The sequence below is a fragment of the Streptomyces sp. NPDC001536 genome (assembly GCF_042894505.1).
GTDB lineage: Bacteria > Actinomycetota > Actinomycetes > Streptomycetales > Streptomycetaceae > Streptomyces.
The window spans coordinates 57,228-73,400 of record NZ_JBIAVQ010000013.1; the positions used below are offsets into that span (position 1 = coordinate 57,228).

The window sequence follows — 16,173 nt, forward strand, 5'->3', positions numbered from 1 at the left end:
GCGGACGTCCTTCACGCGGCGAAGCCGCATGTCGCAGGCATGACACCGCCGTGATCCCCCGCTCGGATGGATTCCTGCGTCCGGTGAGTGCAACGCCGCTCGTGGTGACCGCCGGAGTGCGCGAGCGCCGGAAGGCTGTCGCGCATGCTCACACCTCATGTGCGGTCGGCACGGCGCCACGGCGGACGTCGCCGCCGGTCCCTCCTGGCCCGGGCAGGGACCGTCGCGGTCACCGTTCTGGCACTCGTCCTGACCTTTCCGGGCGCCGCGATCGCGGCCCCGGGCGACCTGGATCCCACCTTCAGCGGCGACGGCAAGGTGCTCACCGGCTTCGCCGACGACGATCACGCCAATGACGTGGCGGTGCAGTCCGACGGAAAGATCGTCTCGGTCGGCGCCTCCACCGACGAGTCGGTTCTGGAGAACCGCTTCGCGCTGACCCGCCACCATGCCGACGGCACCCTGGACACCGGCTTCGGCGGCCAGGACGGCGACAGCCCCGGGACGGTGACGACCGCCGTCAACAACATGGAGACCAACTTCCAGTGGAGCGAGGCCCACGCCGTGGCGCTCCAGGCCGACGGCAAGATCGTCGTGGTGGGCAGCAGCTGGCGGGAGTACGAGAACTGCTGCTGGTTCGTGGTGGTCCGCTACAACGCCGACGGCACCCTGGACAACACCTTCAGCGGCGACGGCCGGGTCTTCGCCGACATCGCCGGACCGACCGAGGCCCTCGACGTGGCGCTCGACTCCAGCGGGAGGATCGTCGCGGCCGGCTACACCGGGGGCCACATGGCGCTGCTCCGCCTCACCGGTGACGGCACCCCGGACAGTACGTTCGGCGGCGACGGCACGGTGACCACCAATCCGGCGGGACAGGTCCCCCTGGAGGGCGGTGACGGCCGTGCCCTGGCGCTGCAGGCCGACGGGAAGATCGTCGTCGGGGGCGAGGTCGGTACCACCCGCTTCGACTTCGCGCTGATGCGGTTCAACACCGACGGCAGCGTGGACACGAGCTTCGACGGCGACGGCATCGTCCGCACCGACTTCGGCGGCTACGACGGCGTGGATTCGCTGGCGGTCCAGCCCGACGGGAAGATCGTCGCGGCGGGCGGCAGCGACAGCAGCGCCGCGCTGGCCCGCTACCACGCCAACGGCAGCCTGGACACGAGCTTCGACGGCGACGGCCGGGTCCTCACGCCCGGAGCCGGTGCCTCCGACATGGTGCTCCAGCCGGACGGACGGATCGTCGCCGTCGGCACCGGCGGTGCCGACTTCTCCGTCCTGCGCTACCACACCGACGGCAGCCTGGACAGCGGCTTCGGCACCGCCGGTCGGGCGAGCGCGGACTTCGGCGGCGTCGACATGGCCCGCGGCGTGCAGCTCGACTCCGCCGGCAGGATCGTCGCCGCCGGCTGGGGCGGGCCGGACAGCGACTTCGCGCTGGCCCGCTTCCAGGGCGGCGGCAGCGCGCCGCCGAGCGGCACGGACCTCTCGGTCGCGAAGAGCGGTACCGGCACGGTGAGCATCGGTGACCGCGCCACGTACACCGTGGCGGTCACCAACACCACCGACGGCACCACGGCGACCGGCGTCACCCTCACCGACACGCTCAGCGGAGTCGCCGCCTCGGTCGTCTCGGCCACCACCACCCAGGGCAGCTGCACGATCACCGCGACCGGCGCCACCTGCGCGCTCGGCAGCATCCCCGCCGCAGGACCCGGCGCCACGGTGACGATCGTCGTGGAACCCCGCGCCACCGGCACCCTCACCGACCGCGCCACGGTCACCACCACCACGACCGACCCGGCCGCCGGCAACAACACGGCCACCAAGACCACCACGGTCAACAACGCCCGTGGCTGCACCCGTATCGGCACCAGCGGCAACGACACCCTCACCGGCACCTACGGCAACGACGTGATCTGCGCCCTCGGCGGCGACGACACCGTCAACGCGAGCTACGGCAACGACACCGTCCACGGCGGATTCGGCAACGACCGCCTCAACGGCCAGTTCGGCAACGACACGCTCAACGGCGGCCCCGGCAACGACAACCTGACCGGCGACTACGGCACCGACAACCTCAACACCGTCGACGGCGTCTCCGGCAACGACACCGCCAACGGCGGCTTCAACACGGACACCTGCACGACCGACACGGGCGACATCCGCGTCAGCTGCCCCTGATCCCCGGCACAGCCACCCGGCGGCGGTCCTCCATCTCCCGGAGGGCCGCCGCCGCGTTCTTCGCCACGCGTCCGCGCCAGGGGCCGCCCCTCCCAAGTCACCCCACGCACCACTCTGGACGCCCCGGAAACCCTGGCCTAGGCTGGACAGCAAGCGCTTTCTAACCCGTCCGTCCGTCATGCGCCGAGCTCCGCCGACAGTTCCGTGCGCGAGCCGACGCGGACCGGCGCGGAAAGGTGGCGTTCCGTGCCGCACCACGAACCGAACGGCCAGTCGACGTCCTGGACCCGCAAGTCCTTCCTGCGGGGAATGGCCGCCGTAGGAGTGGCTCCCCTGCTTCCCGGGCTGCTGCCCGCCGCGACCGCACGGGCCGCGGAGACCGGCCGGCCCGACTTCCTCCTGGTGGGCGAGGGCGCCGCCGTAGACGTGTTCGTGGACGCCGTCGACGACCCCGCCGTGATCCGCGCCGCCGGTGATCTGCGGGCGGACATCGAGCGGGTCGGCGGAGTACGGCCGGGGCTGCTGCACGAACTCCCCGAGAGCGCGGCCCGCTTGGTCCTGGTGGGCACGATCGGCTCCAGCCCGGTCATCGACCGTCTCGTCGCGGCCGGGCGGCTCGACGTCTCCGGGGTGCGGGGGCGCTGGGAGGCCTCCGTGACCCAGGTGGTGCAGCGCCCGGTGCCCGGCGTGGAGCGCGCCCTGGTCATCGCCGGCAGCGACCGGCGGGGCGCCGTCTACGGCGTCTACGACACCTCGGAGCGCATCGGGGTCTCGCCCTGGTACTGGTGGGCCGACGTACCGGTCGAACACCGTGACACGGTGACGGTCCCGGCGGGCACCTTCAAACGGCGTGAGCCGTCGGTGCGTTACCGCGGCGTCTTCATCAACGACGAGCAGAACCTGACCACTTGGTCCCGCCGCACCCAGGAGACCGACAAGAACATCGGCCCCGAGACGTACCAGCGCGTCTTCGAGCTCCTGCTCCGGCTCAAGGCCAACTACCTGTGGCCGGCCATGCACCCCTACTCCGACTTCTTCAACAAGCACCGCGAGAACCCCGAGCTGGCCGACCGCTACGGCATCGTCGTCGGCTCCAGCCACCCCGAGGCGCTGCTGCGCAACGGCGTCCACGAGTGGGAGCCGTGGGCCGCCGAGCACCCGAACGCGGACGGCACCGCGCCGGTCTACGACTACACCGTGAACCCCGCGGTCATCTCCGACTACTGGAGAGCCCGGGCGAGACAGAACGCGGCGTACGAGAGCAGCTGGACGCTCGGCATGCGCGGACTGCACGACAGCGCGCTGGAGACGCGGTACGCGACGACGATCCCCGAGAAGGTCGTCGTGATGAACGACATCATCGCCGACCAGCGCCGGACCCTGGCCGAGGAGGTCGGTGCGGCGGCCGAGCCGCAGATCTTCATCCCGTACAAGGAGGTTCTGGAGCTCTACAACGCGGGCGTCCAGGTCCCCGAGGACGTGACGCTGATCTGGCCGGACGACAACCACGGCAACATGCGCCAGCTGCCGAACGACGCCGAGCGCGCCCGCCCGGGCGGCAACGGCATCTACTACCACCTCTCCTACTGGGGCCGCCCGAAGAGCTACCTGTGGCTGGACACCACTCAACTGGCCAAGGTCTGGCAGGAGCTGCGCCGGGTGTACGAGCACGGCGTGGACCGGATGTGGATCTTCAACGTGGGGGACGTCAAGTCGATCGAGACCGGGCTGTCCTTCTCGATGGACATGGCCTGGGACGTGGACCGTTGGGACGCGGACGGCGTGGAGGACTTCCTCGCCGAGTGGGCCGGGCGGCAGTTCGGGCGTCTGCACGGGCGGGAGATCGCGGCGATCCGCACCGAGTACTACCGGCTCGCGGCGGAGCTGCGCCCCGAGTTCATCGCCCGAGGCATCCTGTCCGTGATCCACCACGGCGACGAGGCGGGGCGGCGGCTGGGCGCGTACGAGCGGCTGCTGGAGCGCGTGCGGGCGGTGGGCGCGAAGGTGCCCGAGGTGTACCGGGACGCGTTCTTCGAGCTGGTCGAATACCCGGTCCACGGCGCCTGCTTGATGAACCTCAAGTACTACTGGGCGGACCGGAACGCCCTTGCGGTGACGCAGGGGCGCGGTGCGGGGACGAACCGGTTCGCGGACCTGGCCGAGGCCGCGCACGCCCAGGAGGTGGCGCTCACCAAGCGGTACAACACCGAGGTGGCGGCCGGGAAGTGGAACGGGATCGTGAACCCGTACCCCTCGCAGATCCCGAAGGCACCGGGGCGGCCGAGCGTGACCCGGGTCGCCCGGCGGGAGACCTCGGGGCTGGGAGTGGCCGCCGAGGGGAACGAGACCGGGGCGGCCCGGCCGCTGTCCTTCTCCTCCCCCACCCGTGACCGGCGGTTCGTGGACGTCTTCAACACCGGCTTCCTCGCCCTGGACTGGACGGCCGAGCCCGGCGCCTCCTGGCTCCGGCTGAGCTCGGCGGGCGGGTCCCTCACCGAGCAGAGCCGGGTGTGGGTCGAGGTCGACTGGGCGCGGGCACCCGAGGGCACGCTCGACACGACGGTCGCCTTCGCCGGGGCCGGACAGAGGGTCGAGGTGCCGGTGCGGGTGGTCAACGACGGGGAGCGCGCGCTCGGTCGGGCCCGTGGGTTCGTCGAGGCCAACGGGTTCGTGTCGATCGACGCCGCGCACTTCACGCAACGGGTGGCGCGGGGCGGGGCGCGCTGGCGGGTCGTACGGGGACTTGGTCGTCGTACGGGCGCGATGGAGGCCGTCCCGTCGACGGCCTCCTCGGTCACCGAGGACTTCGCCCACCGGGCACCGGAGTTGAGGTACCGGGTGCGGTTCGCGAGCACGGGCACCTTCCCGGTCACCGTGTTCCGGCTGCCCTCCCTCGACGAGCGCGGTCATCGCCGGGTGGCCGTCGCCCTCGACGACCAGCCGGTCTCCGTCCTCACCGGGCAGTCGGTCGCCACCGGCAACCGGGGGGACGCGTGGGCACGGCAGGTGGAGGACGGCGTCGAGAAGCTGACGGCGAACGTGACCGTCGCCGAGGCCGGTGACCACATGCTGCGGATCTTCATGGTGGACGCGGCGATCGCCGTGGACCAGATCGTCGTGGACACCGGTGGCCTGCCGGTGAGTTACCTGGCGCCTCCCGAGAGTTACCACCCGGTGTTCAACCCCGAGCCCGCCCATGAGCCGGGACTTGACGTGCCGGGACAGTAGGTTGGCCGCCGGAGCGGCCGTGGAAGAGGCCCCGTGCGGACCGCCGGTCCCCCGTGCCGGCGGTCCGCACGGAGAGAGGGAGAGATCCAGGCATCCCCTCCGAGCCTGATCTCCCCCGCCTGCGGGCGCCGGAGCGCCGATGTGCTGGAGTACACGAGAACGTCGCTGTTGCTCTGTTGCATTCTGGAGGGGCAAGAGGTTGCGCAGGTATGGGTACAACTGCGTAGGCGAACGAGTGGAGCACGAACGTGGCACAGGGGCTGGGCGGAGCCTATGAACGCATGCTGACGGTGGCCGTCGCCGCACTCCACGAGCGGGATCCGGGGCAGTTGTGGCCGCTGGTGGCGGGTGCGCTGCCGGACCTCATCGGGGCCGAGGTCCTGATCTACAAGCTGGACGACTGGAGCGAGAGCGGCGGCACGCTCGGGCTGTCGCCCGGTGCGGCCCCGGAGTTCGACGGGCTCGGGGACGAGGCCATGGGGCTGCTGCGGGCCGGGTATCCCTTCGCGCAGCACTACCAGGCGAGCCAGGACCGGGCGCCGGTGACGGCACGCCGGGCGGCCGGGCGGGGGTGGTCCGCGAGCCCGACCGCGCGGCTGCTCGACGACATCATGGACGTGGACCACGCGATGGGGATTCCGCTGCCGCAGTCGAGGGCGCCGATCACCGGCTGCATCGTCTACCGCTCCGGCCGGGACTTCACCGACGAGGAGGTCGTGGTCGCCGGGCGGCTCCAGCCGCTGCTGGCGGGGATAGAGCAGCAACGGCAGCTCCTTCAGCGGGTGGTGGTGCCCAGTGGCGACGACATGGGGCTCACACCCCGGGAGTCGACCGTGCTGCTCCTGCTGGGCGACGCGCTGACGGCCGCCGCCATGGGCCGTCGCCTCGGCATATCCGAGCGGACGGTGCACAAGCACGTCGCGAACGTCTACCGCAAGCTCGGCACCCATGACCGGCTCGGGACGGTGCTGCGCGCCCAGCAGTTGGGTCTTGTCCCCACGCCGGCCTCACGGGGGTGAGGGCACTCCGTCGCCCTTGAGGCGTTCCAGGTCGGACGGGCGGACCTGGATGGCGAGGACGGCGATCAGCGCGGCGACCGCGGTGAAGATCGCCGCCACCACGAAGGCGGCCGAGACCCCGGCGGTCAGGACCTCGTCGCCCCAGTGGCCGGGGAGTTGCCCGGTGCGCTTGAACTGGAGGAGCTCGGCCGGCGTGGCCTGCTCCAGGAAGCGCGGGACCTGCTTCTCCGCCTCGTTGGTGCTGGCCGTGCCGAACACCGTGACCAGGATGGACAGGCCCAGCGAACCGCCCACCTGCTGCGTGGCGTTGAGGAGCCCGGAGGCCGCACCGGTCTCCGCGACGGAGACGTTGGACAGCGCCATCAGGGTGAGCGAGACGAACTCCATGCCCATGCCCAGGCTGAAGACGAGGATCGGACCGAGGACGCTGCCCGCGTAGGTGGAGTGGACGTCGGTCAGGGTCAGCCACGCCAGGCCCGCCGCGGCCAGGATCGCGCCGACCACCATGAACGGCTTGGGTCCGTAGGTGGGCAGGAACTTGGAGGCCAGCCCGGCGCCGACCGCGATGACCGCGCTGACCGGCAGGAAGGCGAACCCGGTGGCCAACGGGCTGAAGTTCAGCACGTTCTGCACGAAGAGCGTGAGGAAGAAGAACATGCCGAAGATCGCGGCGGCGAGGCACAGCATGATGCCGTAGGTGCCCGCGCGGTTGCGGTCGGCGAACATGTGCAGCGGTGTGATCGGTTGCCGGGAACGCCGCTCGATGAAGACGAAGCCCGCGAGGATGACGACGGCCGCGCCGAACGAGGCCAGTGTGAGCCCGTCCCGCCAGCCTTCCTGCGCGGCTCTGATGAACCCGTAGACCAGCAGGACCATGCCGACGGTGGAGGTCAGTGCGCCGGCGATGTCGAAGTGGCCGGGATGGCGTTCGGACTCCTTGATCCAGCGGGGCGTGGCGAGGGCGATGAGCAGTCCGATGGGGACGTTGACGAAGAGCACCCATCGCCAGTTCAGATACTCGACGAGGATGCCGCCGGCGAGCAGTCCGATCGCTCCGCCGCCCGCCGAGACCGCGGCGAACACGCCGAACGCCCGGTTGCGTTCCGGGCCTTCGCGGAAGGTCGTGCTGATCAGGGCGAGGGAGGTCGGGGAGGCGATGGCGCCGCCGACGCCCTGGAGGGCGCGTGCGGCGAGGAGTTGGGCCTCGTTCTGGGCGAGCCCGCCGAGCAGCGACGCGAGCACGAAGAGCAGGACGCCCCAGATGAACACCCGTCGCCTGCCGAGGATGTCACCGGCGCGGCCGCCGAGCAGCAGCAGACCGCCGAAGGTGAGGGTGTACGCGTTGACCACCCAGGCCAGGCTGGTGGTGGAGAAGTCCAGGGAGCGCTGGATGTCCGGGAGCGCGATGTTCACGATGGTGATATCGAGGACCACCATCAACTGACACGAGGCGATGACCAGCAGCGCCATGCCGTTTCCGCCACCGCCGGATTTCCCGGTGGTGGCCTGAGCTGCGGAAGTCGGCTGCGGGTTACTGGTCATGAGGTATCGCGCTTTCAGTGAACGGTCACGTCCACTGTTCGACCGTACGCCTGCCTCAAGAACGTCACCACTCGATCAGCCCAATGTCTCCCGACCGACCACCGAGGCGAGCGCCGCGTCGATGGTCGGGTGCTCGAAGGTGAAGCCGGAGGCCGACAGTGCGCCCGGCAGCACACGCTGGCTCATCAGGATGCCGTCGGCGAACTCGCCCAGGACGAGCCGCAGGGCGAAGCCCGGCACCGCGAGAACGGTCGGCCGGTGCAGGGCCCTGCCGACGGCGGCGGTGACCTCGCGGTTGGTCGCGGCGTGCGGGGACGTCATGTTGACGGGTCCGGTGATGCCGTCCGTGGCGATGATGTGGCGCAGGGCGCGGACCGTGTCGCTCAGGGAGATGTGGCTCCAGTACTGTTCGCCGCTGCCCAGGCGCCCGCCGAGACCGGCGCGGGCGAGCGGCAGCAGGCGTCCCATCGCGCCGCCGCGAGGCGACACGACGATGCCGAAGCGTGTGTTCACGACCCGCGTGCCGACCGCGGCGGCACCCTGGGCGGCCGCCTCCCACTCCTGGCAGACGCCGGCCAGGAAGTCCCGGCCGGGCGCGCCCGACTCGTCGACCTCGCTCGTGCCGGTCTCGCCGTAGTAGCCGACGGCCGAACCGGACACGAACACCGGCGGCGGCTTCTCGCAGGCCGTGATCGCCGTCGCCAGGGCGGTGGTGCCGAGGACGCGGCTGTCGCGGATCTGCTTCTTGTACGACCGTGTCCAGCGGCGGTCCCCCACCCCGGCCCCGGCCAACCCGACCACCGCGTCAGCCCCGTCGAGCACGGCGGGATCCAGCAGGCCCGCCCGCGGATCCCACCGTGCCTCGGTGCTGCCGTCGTCGCGGGAGTGCGGCTCGCGGCGGACCAGCCGGGTCACCCGGTGCCCGTCGTCCAGCAGCGACGCGGCCAGTGCGCCGCCGATCAATCCCGAAGAACCGCTGATGACGACGTGCATGGGGGCCTCGATCCAGGAGGGCGGGCGCGTGCCACACCCTTAGGTGCTTTAGACTTCAATCATTGTACGCCTCGCTCCGCGCCGACGGTCACGGGCGTGACGGGAGCCCGTCGCACCCCGATCGCCGCCGCGATCGCGCCCAGCACCGCGAGGACACCGGTGGCCAGCACCGCCGTATGCACTCCATTCATGAACGCGGCGTGACTGCCCTCGACCACCGCGCTCCTCAGCTGCGCCGGCATAGCGTCGGACACCGGCGCCACCCCCATCGCGACCGCGTCCTTGGCCTCGCCCAGCCCGTGGGCCGTCCCCGCGGGCACCCCGGCGTCGGTCAGTTCGCCGGTGAGGGTGGAGCCCACCCGGCTGCTGATGACGGAGACCAGGACCGAGGTGCCGAGCGCACCGCCGATCTGGAGCGCGGTGGCCTGGAGACCGCCGGCCACACCGCCGTCCGTCACCGGGGCGTTGCCCACGATGGCCTCCGAGGAGGCGGACATCACCATGCCGACGCCCAGGCCCATCGCGATGAAGGGCGGCCACATGGTGGCGTACGAGGACTCGGCGCTCCAGGTGAGCATGGTGAACATGGCGGCGGCCTGGAGCAGCATGCCCAGCGGCATGGTGAGCCGGGCGCTGAACCGCTCGGTCAGCGCGGCGCCGAGCGGGGAGGCGACCACGGAGGCGAGGCTCAACGGCAGGGTGCGGACGCCGGCTTCGACGGGCGAGAAGCCGCGCACGTTCTGGAGGTAGAGCATGACGAAGAAGATCGTGCCCAGCAGGACGAAGAAGTTCAGGGCGGTGATGACCGTGCCCACGGTGAGGGCCGGGTTGCGGAACAGCCGCATGGGCAGCAGCGGGTGGGCGACGCGGGTCTCGTAGAGGCCGAAGACCAGCAGGACGACCACGCCCGCGCCGATCGCGCCGAGGGTGCCGGCCGAAGTCCAGCCCCAGGTCTCGCCCTTGACCACGCCGAACACGACGGCGAGCAGACCCACGGCGAGCAGGACGACGCCGGGGATGTCGAACTTCTCCCCCGCGGCCGCGGTGTTCCTGCTCTGCGGCAGGACGAACGCGCTGTAGACGAGGGCGATCACGCCGATCGGGGCGTTGATGTAGAAGACGGACTCCCAGTTGACGTGCTGGACGAGCAGACCGCCGACGATGGGGCCGAGCGCGGTGGACACGGACGAGACCATGGCCCAGATGCCGACCGCCATGCCGAACTTCTTCGGCGGGAACACCGCGCGCAGCAGACCGAGCGTGTTGGGCATCAGCAGGGCGCCGAAGAAGCCCTGGACCGCGCGGAACACGATCACGCCCTCGATCGAGCCGGCGAGCCCGATCGCTACGGAGGCCAGGGTGAAGCCGGCGACACCGATCAGGTAGAAGGTGCGGCGGCCCAGCCGGTCACCGAGCTTGCCGCCCAGGATCAGGGCGGCCGCCAGGGCCAGCAGATAGGAGTTGGTGACCCACTGGAGGTCGGCGGTGGAGGCGTTGAGGTCGCGGCCGATCTCGGGGTTGGCGATCGACACGACCGAGCCGTCGAGACCGACCATGAACAGGCCGAAGGCGACGGCTATGAGGGTCAGCCAGGGGTTGGAGCGGGGGCTGCGGCGGGCCGCGTCGGCGGGCGCGGGCACGCCGACGGGGGCGGCGGTGGAGGAGGGCATGGGGAAGCCGGGTCCTTGCTCTGAAGAAGGAAGAAGTGTGTGAAGAAGGCGGAGACAGACAGACGGACAGGCCGCCCGGGGCGTCAGCCCTGGGCGGCGCGGAGGTGACCGGTCAGGGCACTGAGAGCGCCCGTCGCCGCGCCGAGCGCGCGGCGCTCCCCGTCCGTCAACGCCTTGAGCGCGGCGACGAGATGGAGGCTCATGAGCTGCTCGACCTGGGCGATCCGCTCCCGGGCGGTCTCCGTCAGATACAGATGCGCGATCCGCTTGTCGGCGGTGTCCTGCCGACGCTCCAGCTCTCCCTGCTGGGTGAGCTGCGAGACCAGGGCGCTGACGTTGTTCGGCTTCATCATCAGGGCCTCGGCGGCCTCGCGGACCGTGACGCCCTCGTGCGCCTGCACATGCCACAGCAGGGCCAGTTGGGCCTCGGGCGGCTTGGGGTGCGGGAAGTCCTGGCTGATACGCCGGTCCATGGCCCGGTGCAGCGCGGGCAGGCACAGCAGGAGATCGGCGGCTACGCGGTCGATCTCCTGGGCGGGGGCGCTGGACGGGGACACACGAGGATTATGGGTATGGCGAGATACCTATGTCAAGGTACCTATCTGCGAAGAGGGTGACTGTCAGTGCCGCCCTCTAGGGTTCCCACCATGGACAGGACGCTGCTGACCGCCGAACTCTCCTCGGCGCTGGAGATGTTGTGCGACGAGGGGTCGCCCGTGGACTGGAGTGTGTCGGCGGACGCGCTGGTCAGGATCGGCGAGCCCGCGCTGCTCCCGCTGGCCGAGGTGCTCGCGTCGGCGGAATCGCCCGAGGTGGCGCGCCGGGCCATGTGGTCGCTGGCCCGCCTCGAAGGGGTGGACCCGGGGAGCTACGTGCCGTTGCTGCGGCACCCGCACGCGGAGGTCCGCAGCACCGCGCTCTCTCCCTTCAGGTTCCTGGGTGAGGCCGCGATCGGGTATGCCGACCAGGTGATCCCCTTGCTGGGGGACCCGGAGGCCGACGTCCGGCAGCGAGCGGTCTGGACGTTCCAGGCGATGGGTGGCGCGGCGGTCCCCGTGCTGCGGCGCCTGCGGCAGGGCCCCGCCACCGGGCCCAGGATCCGGGCCACGGCTCTGGAGGCGTTGGCCGGAATCGGCGGACCGGACGCGCTCAGCGACCGGGATCTGGCCGCGTGGCGGCGGCTGACAAGGATCAAGCAGCTCACCGAGACACCCGAGAAGCTGCATCTGTGCGGGTCCTGGTACGCGGTCCCGAGCATCGACCAGGCGGCGGTGCTGGCGGCGTTCGACCTGGGCGACCCGGAGCCGGTCACCCTGCGGACCGGCGCGTCGGCGTGGAACCACGACAGCCACAACTGGCGCGGGAAGCACCCGCACGAGCGCTGTGCCCGTGTCTTCGTCGGTCCGGCGCTGGACGACTGGACGCTGGTCTTCGGCCGCTCGTCGCAGGACACCCACCGCATCGAGGACGCGGACGACCGGGAGGCGGCCCGCACCGAGGTGGCACGCGAGCGGTGCGCCCACCTGAGCCGCCGGTTCGGGGCCGCGCAGTGGTACGGCATGAGCTGCGGGGACGGCTGGACGGCCTGGTGCATCGCCGAGGGCGGAGAAGTGGTGCGCTTCTACGACACGTTCGAGGCCGGGGAGAAGGGGGACGAGGGCCCCGGGCACCCGGCCGAGTCCGGCTACCTCCTGCCGCACGAACACGTCGACACCGGCGACGCCTTCGACGCTGTCATGGGTGACCTGTACGGCGGGGCGGGCCCGCTGGACGTCGAGGCGTTCTACGCCCGCTACGAAGCGGTGAGGAGGGACCTCGGGATACCCGACACCTGCTACGCCACCGACATCGCGGCCCGGCTCTCCGTCGACCCCGGAGCGCTCGGGGCGAGAACCCGGATCACCGGCACCGGAGTTCTCGCCCTCACCGCGTGCGGCCGTCAGTACGGCCACCCCGCGGGAGCGCTCAGGATCTGACCTCGGCCTAGCCGATCACGAAGAGCAGATCGCCGCCCTCCACCTGCTGGATCCGGTTGATGGCGAGCCGGGACACCTTGCCCGCCTTGGGTGCGGTGATCGCGGCCTCCATCTTCATCGCCTCGATGGTGGCGATCGTGCCGCCGGCCGTGACCTCGTCGCCCTCGGCGACCGCGAGCGTCACCACTCCGGCGAACGGGGCGGCGACATGGCCGGGGTTGGAGCGGTCGGCCTTCTCGGTGACCGGGATGTCCGACGCGGCGGCCGCGTCCCGCACCTGAATGGGCCTGAGCTGGCCGTTCAGGGTGGACATCACCGTGCGCATACCGCGCTCGTCGGCCTCACCGACGGCCTCCAGGCCCAGCAGGAGACGGACGCCGGGTTCGAGGTCGACGGTGTACTCCTTCCCCGGGCGCAGACCGTAGAAGAAGTCTTTGCTGTCCAGGACGCTCGTGTCGCCGAAGGACTGGCGGTGCGTCTCGAAGTCGCGGGTCGGGCCGGGGAAGAGAAGACGGTTGAGGGTGGCGCGGCGGTCCTTCTCCAGGCCGTCGCGGTCCTCCGTGGTCAGCCGAGGTTCCGGCTTCGCGGCGGCGCGGCCCTCCAGTGCCTTGCTGCGGAAGGGCTCCGGCCAGCCGCCGGGCGGGGTGCCCAGCTCGCCGCGGAGGAAGCCGATCACGGAGTCGGGGATGTCGAAGCGGTCGGGCGTCGCCTCGAAGTCCTGCGGGGAGACGCCCGCGCCGACGAGGTGCAGGGCGAGGTCGCCGACCACCTTCGAGGAGGGGGTGACCTTCACCAGGTGACCGAGGATGCGGTCGGCGGCGGCGTACATCTCCTCGATGTCCTCGAACCGGTCGCCGAGACCGAGCGCCACCGCCTGGGTGCGCAGGTTGGAGAGCTGACCGCCGGGGATCTCGTGGTCGTAGACGCGCCCGGTCGGGGAGGCGAGACCGGCCTCGAAGGGGGCGTAGATGCGGCGGACGCTCTCCCAGTACGGCTCCAGGTCGCCGACGGCCCGCAGGTCGAGGCCGGTGGGGCGGGCGGAGTGGTCGGTCGCGGCGACGATCGCCGACAGGGAGGGCTGCGAGGTGGTGCCCGCCATGGAGGCGACCGCCCCGTCGACGGCGTCGGCACCGGCCTGGATCGCGGCCAGGTAGGTGGCGAGCTGGCCGCCCGCCGTGTCGTGGGTGTGGATGTGGACGGGGAGGTCGAACTCGCGGCGCAGGGCGGAGACCAGGGTCGCCGCGGCCGGGGCCCTGAGCAGTCCGGCCATGTCCTTGACGGCCAGGACGTGGGCGCCCGCCTCGACGATCTGCTCGGCCAGCCGCAGGTAGTAGTCGAGGGTGTAGAGCCGCTCGTCCGGGTTCGACAGGTCGGAGGTGTAGCAGAGGGCGACCTCGGCGATCGCGGTGCCCGTCTCCCGTACGGCCTCGATCGCCGGACGCATCTGGCCGACGTCGTTGAGGGCGTCGAAGACGCGGAAGATGTCGATGCCGGTGGCGGCGGCCTCCTGCACGAAGGCGTCGGTCACCTCGGTCGGGTACGGGGTGTAGCCGACGGTGTTGCGGCCGCGCAGCAGCATCTGGAGGCAGATGTTGGGGACGGCCTCGCGCAGCGCGGCGAGCCGCTCCCATGGGTCCTCGGCGAGGAAGCGCAGGGCGACGTCGTAGGTGGCGCCGCCCCAGCACTCCAGGGACAGCAGCTCGGGCAGGGTGCGCGCGACGACCGGGGCGACCGCGAGGAGGTCCTTGGTGCGGACGCGGGTGGCGAGCAGCGACTGGTGGGCGTCGCGGAACGTGGTGTCGGTGACGCCGATGGTCGGGGACTCGCGCAGCCAGCGGGCGAAGCCCTCCGGGCCGAGCTCGGTCAGCTTCTGCTTGGAGCCGGCCGGGGGCACCTCGCCGGTGAGGCGCGGGAGCTTGGTCGTGGGCTCGATCAGCTCGGGGCGGTCGCCGTGCGGCTTGTTCACCGTGACATCGGCGAGGTAGGTGAGGATTTTCGTGCCGCGGTCGGCCGAGGTGCGGGAGGTCAGCAGGTGCGGGCGCTGCTCGATGAACGACGTGGTGACGCGGCCCGCCTGGAAGTCCGGGTCGTCGAGGACGGCCTGGAGGAACGGGATGTTGGTGGCGACACCGCGGATCCGGAACTCGGCGACGGCCCGCCGGGCGCGCTTGACCGCAGTGCTGAAGTCCCGGCCCCGGCAGGTGAGCTTGACCAGCATCGAGTCGAAGTGCGCGCTGATCTCCGTACCGGCGTGGGTGGTTCCGCCGTCGAGACGGATGCCGGAGCCGCCGGGCGAGCGGTAGGCGCTGATGCGGCCGGTGTCGGGGCGGAACCCGTTGGCGGGGTCCTCGGTGGTGATACGGCACTGGAGGGCGGCGCCGTGCAGGACGACCGTCTCCTGGAACAGGCCGAGGTCGGCCAGGGTCTCGCCGGCGGCGATGCGGAGCTGGGACTGGACGAGGTCGACGTCGGTGACCTCCTCGGTGACCGTGTGCTCGACCTGGATGCGCGGGTTCATCTCGATGAAGACGTGGTTGCCCTGCGGGTCGAGCAGGAACTCCACGGTGCCGGCGTTGCGGTAGCCGATCTCGCGGGCGAAGCGCACGGCGTCGGCGCAGATCCGGTCACGCAGTTCCGGGTCGAGGTTGGGCGCGGGGGCCAGCTCGATGACCTTCTGGTGGCGGCGCTGGAGGGAGCAGTCGCGCTCGTAGAGGTGGATGACGTTGCCCTGGCCGTCGGCGAGGATCTGCACCTCGATGTGGCGGGGGTCCACGACGGCCTTCTCCAGGAACACCGTCGGGTCGCCGAACGCGGAGGCCGCCTCGCGGGCCGCCGCCTCGATGGACTCCCGCAGCTGAGCGGGTTCCTCGACGCGGCGCATACCGCGCCCGCCGCCACCGGCGACCGCCTTGACGAACACCGGGAATCCGATGTCCTCGGCGGCCCGCACCAGCTCGTCCACGTCGCTGGAGGGCTCGGAGGAGCCCAGCACCGGTACGCCGGCCGCGCGGGCGGCGGCCACGGCGCGGGCCTTGTTGCCGGTCAGCTCCAGGATCTCCGCGCTCGGCCCGACGAAGGTGATGCCGGCGTCCTCGCAGGCCCGGGCGAGCTCGGGGTTCTCGGACAGGAACCCGTAGCCCGGGTAGACGGCGTCGGCGCCCGCCTGACGGGCGGCCCGGATGATCTCCTCGACGGAGAGGTAGGCCCGCACCGGGTGGCCGGGCTCGCCGATCTCGTAGGCCTCGTCGGCCTTGAGCCGATGCAGCGAGTTGCGGTCCTCGTGGGGGAAGACGGCGACCGTCCTCGCGCCCAGCTCATAACCGGCTCGGAACGCGCGAATCGCGATCTCACCACGGTTGGCGACCAGTACCTTGCGGAGCATTCCGGATCCCTTCGGCCTGCCGGTGACGCCCCCCATCGTCTCGGCAATGTCTCCGTCGTGCCATGAGAGCCGGGTCACGCGCCGATTGCCGTTTGGGGGAGCTTCGTACCGGAATGGGAGCAGGACACCGGCGCGTACGCCGCTCCTGGTGATCCGGCCGCTCCACGCAGGCA

Annotated in this window: 9 protein-coding genes; 4 read left to right on the forward strand and 5 right to left on the reverse strand. The window is 71.3% G+C overall.

Annotation, left to right across the window (positions count from 1 at the left end; genetic code table 11):
• Nucleotides 1-144: 144 nt before the first annotated feature.
• From ACFY0U_RS31350 to ACFY0U_RS31360, 3 genes are all read left to right on the forward strand, one after another.
• On the forward strand, nt 145-2,190 hold the full coding sequence (locus ACFY0U_RS31350; protein ID WP_388641555.1) for a calcium-binding protein: 2,046 nt from the start codon (nt 145-147) through the stop codon (nt 2,188-2,190).
• Nucleotides 2,191-2,499: 309 nt separating this feature from the next.
• Nucleotides 2,500-5,418: a glycosyl hydrolase 115 family protein gene (locus tag ACFY0U_RS31355; protein ID WP_388641901.1), complete on the forward strand. Its 2,919-nt coding sequence runs from the start codon at nt 2,500-2,502 to the stop codon at nt 5,416-5,418.
• A 248-nt stretch (nt 5,419-5,666) separates the two neighbouring features.
• Nucleotides 5,667-6,437 (forward strand): response regulator transcription factor, encoded by a 771-nt coding sequence (locus ACFY0U_RS31360; protein ID WP_388641557.1) that lies wholly within the window; start codon nt 5,667-5,669, stop codon nt 6,435-6,437.
• Here the strand turns inward: ACFY0U_RS31360 and ACFY0U_RS31365 are convergent.
• The 4 genes from ACFY0U_RS31365 to ACFY0U_RS31380 form a co-directional block, all read right to left on the reverse strand.
• Nucleotides 6,426-7,979, reverse strand: coding sequence for an MFS transporter (locus ACFY0U_RS31365; RefSeq protein ID WP_388641558.1), 1,554 nt, complete (start codon nt 7,977-7,979; stop codon nt 6,426-6,428). The genes ACFY0U_RS31360 and ACFY0U_RS31365 overlap by 12 nt on opposite strands.
• 75 nt (nt 7,980-8,054) lie before the next feature.
• Nucleotides 8,055-8,972, reverse strand: a complete 918-nt coding sequence (locus ACFY0U_RS31370; RefSeq protein ID WP_388641560.1) for a TIGR01777 family oxidoreductase — start codon at nt 8,970-8,972, stop codon at nt 8,055-8,057.
• Nucleotides 8,973-9,031: 59 nt separating this feature from the next.
• Nucleotides 9,032-10,642 (reverse strand): DHA2 family efflux MFS transporter permease subunit, encoded by a 1,611-nt coding sequence (locus ACFY0U_RS31375; protein ID WP_388641561.1) that lies wholly within the window; start codon nt 10,640-10,642, stop codon nt 9,032-9,034.
• 83 nt (nt 10,643-10,725) lie between these two features.
• Nucleotides 10,726-11,199 (reverse strand): MarR family winged helix-turn-helix transcriptional regulator, encoded by a 474-nt coding sequence (locus tag ACFY0U_RS31380; protein ID WP_388641563.1) that lies wholly within the window; start codon nt 11,197-11,199, stop codon nt 10,726-10,728.
• Nucleotides 11,200-11,289: 90 nt separating this feature from the next.
• Between ACFY0U_RS31380 and ACFY0U_RS31385 the strand changes: the two genes are divergently transcribed.
• Nucleotides 11,290-12,618, forward strand: a complete 1,329-nt coding sequence (locus ACFY0U_RS31385) for a HEAT repeat domain-containing protein (protein ID WP_388641565.1) — start codon at nt 11,290-11,292, stop codon at nt 12,616-12,618.
• A gap of 7 nt (nt 12,619-12,625) precedes the next feature.
• Here the strand turns inward: ACFY0U_RS31385 and ACFY0U_RS31390 are convergent, their stop codons facing one another.
• Complete coding sequence (locus ACFY0U_RS31390) at nt 12,626-16,000, reverse strand: pyruvate carboxylase (protein WP_388641566.1); 3,375 nt, start codon at nt 15,998-16,000, stop codon at nt 12,626-12,628.
• Nucleotides 16,001-16,173: the final 173 nt, after the last annotated feature.

Coding starts and splice junctions, on each gene's coding strand:
- ACFY0U_RS31350 (WP_388641555.1), top strand. CDS start 145: ATGCTCACACCTCATGTGCGGTCGGCACGGCGCCACGGCGGACGTCGC.
- ACFY0U_RS31355 (WP_388641901.1), top strand. CDS start 2,500: ATGGCCGCCGTAGGAGTGGCTCCCCTGCTTCCCGGGCTGCTGCCCGCC.
- ACFY0U_RS31365 (WP_388641558.1), bottom strand. CDS start 7,979: ATGACCAGTAACCCGCAGCCGACTTCCGCAGCTCAGGCCACCACCGGG.
- ACFY0U_RS31370 (WP_388641560.1), bottom strand. CDS start 8,972: ATGCACGTCGTCATCAGCGGTTCTTCGGGATTGATCGGCGGCGCACTG.
- ACFY0U_RS31375 (WP_388641561.1), bottom strand. CDS start 10,642: ATGCCCTCCTCCACCGCCGCCCCCGTCGGCGTGCCCGCGCCCGCCGAC.
- ACFY0U_RS31385 (WP_388641565.1), top strand. CDS start 11,290: ATGGACAGGACGCTGCTGACCGCCGAACTCTCCTCGGCGCTGGAGATG.
- ACFY0U_RS31390 (WP_388641566.1), bottom strand. CDS start 16,000: ATGCTCCGCAAGGTACTGGTCGCCAACCGTGGTGAGATCGCGATTCGC.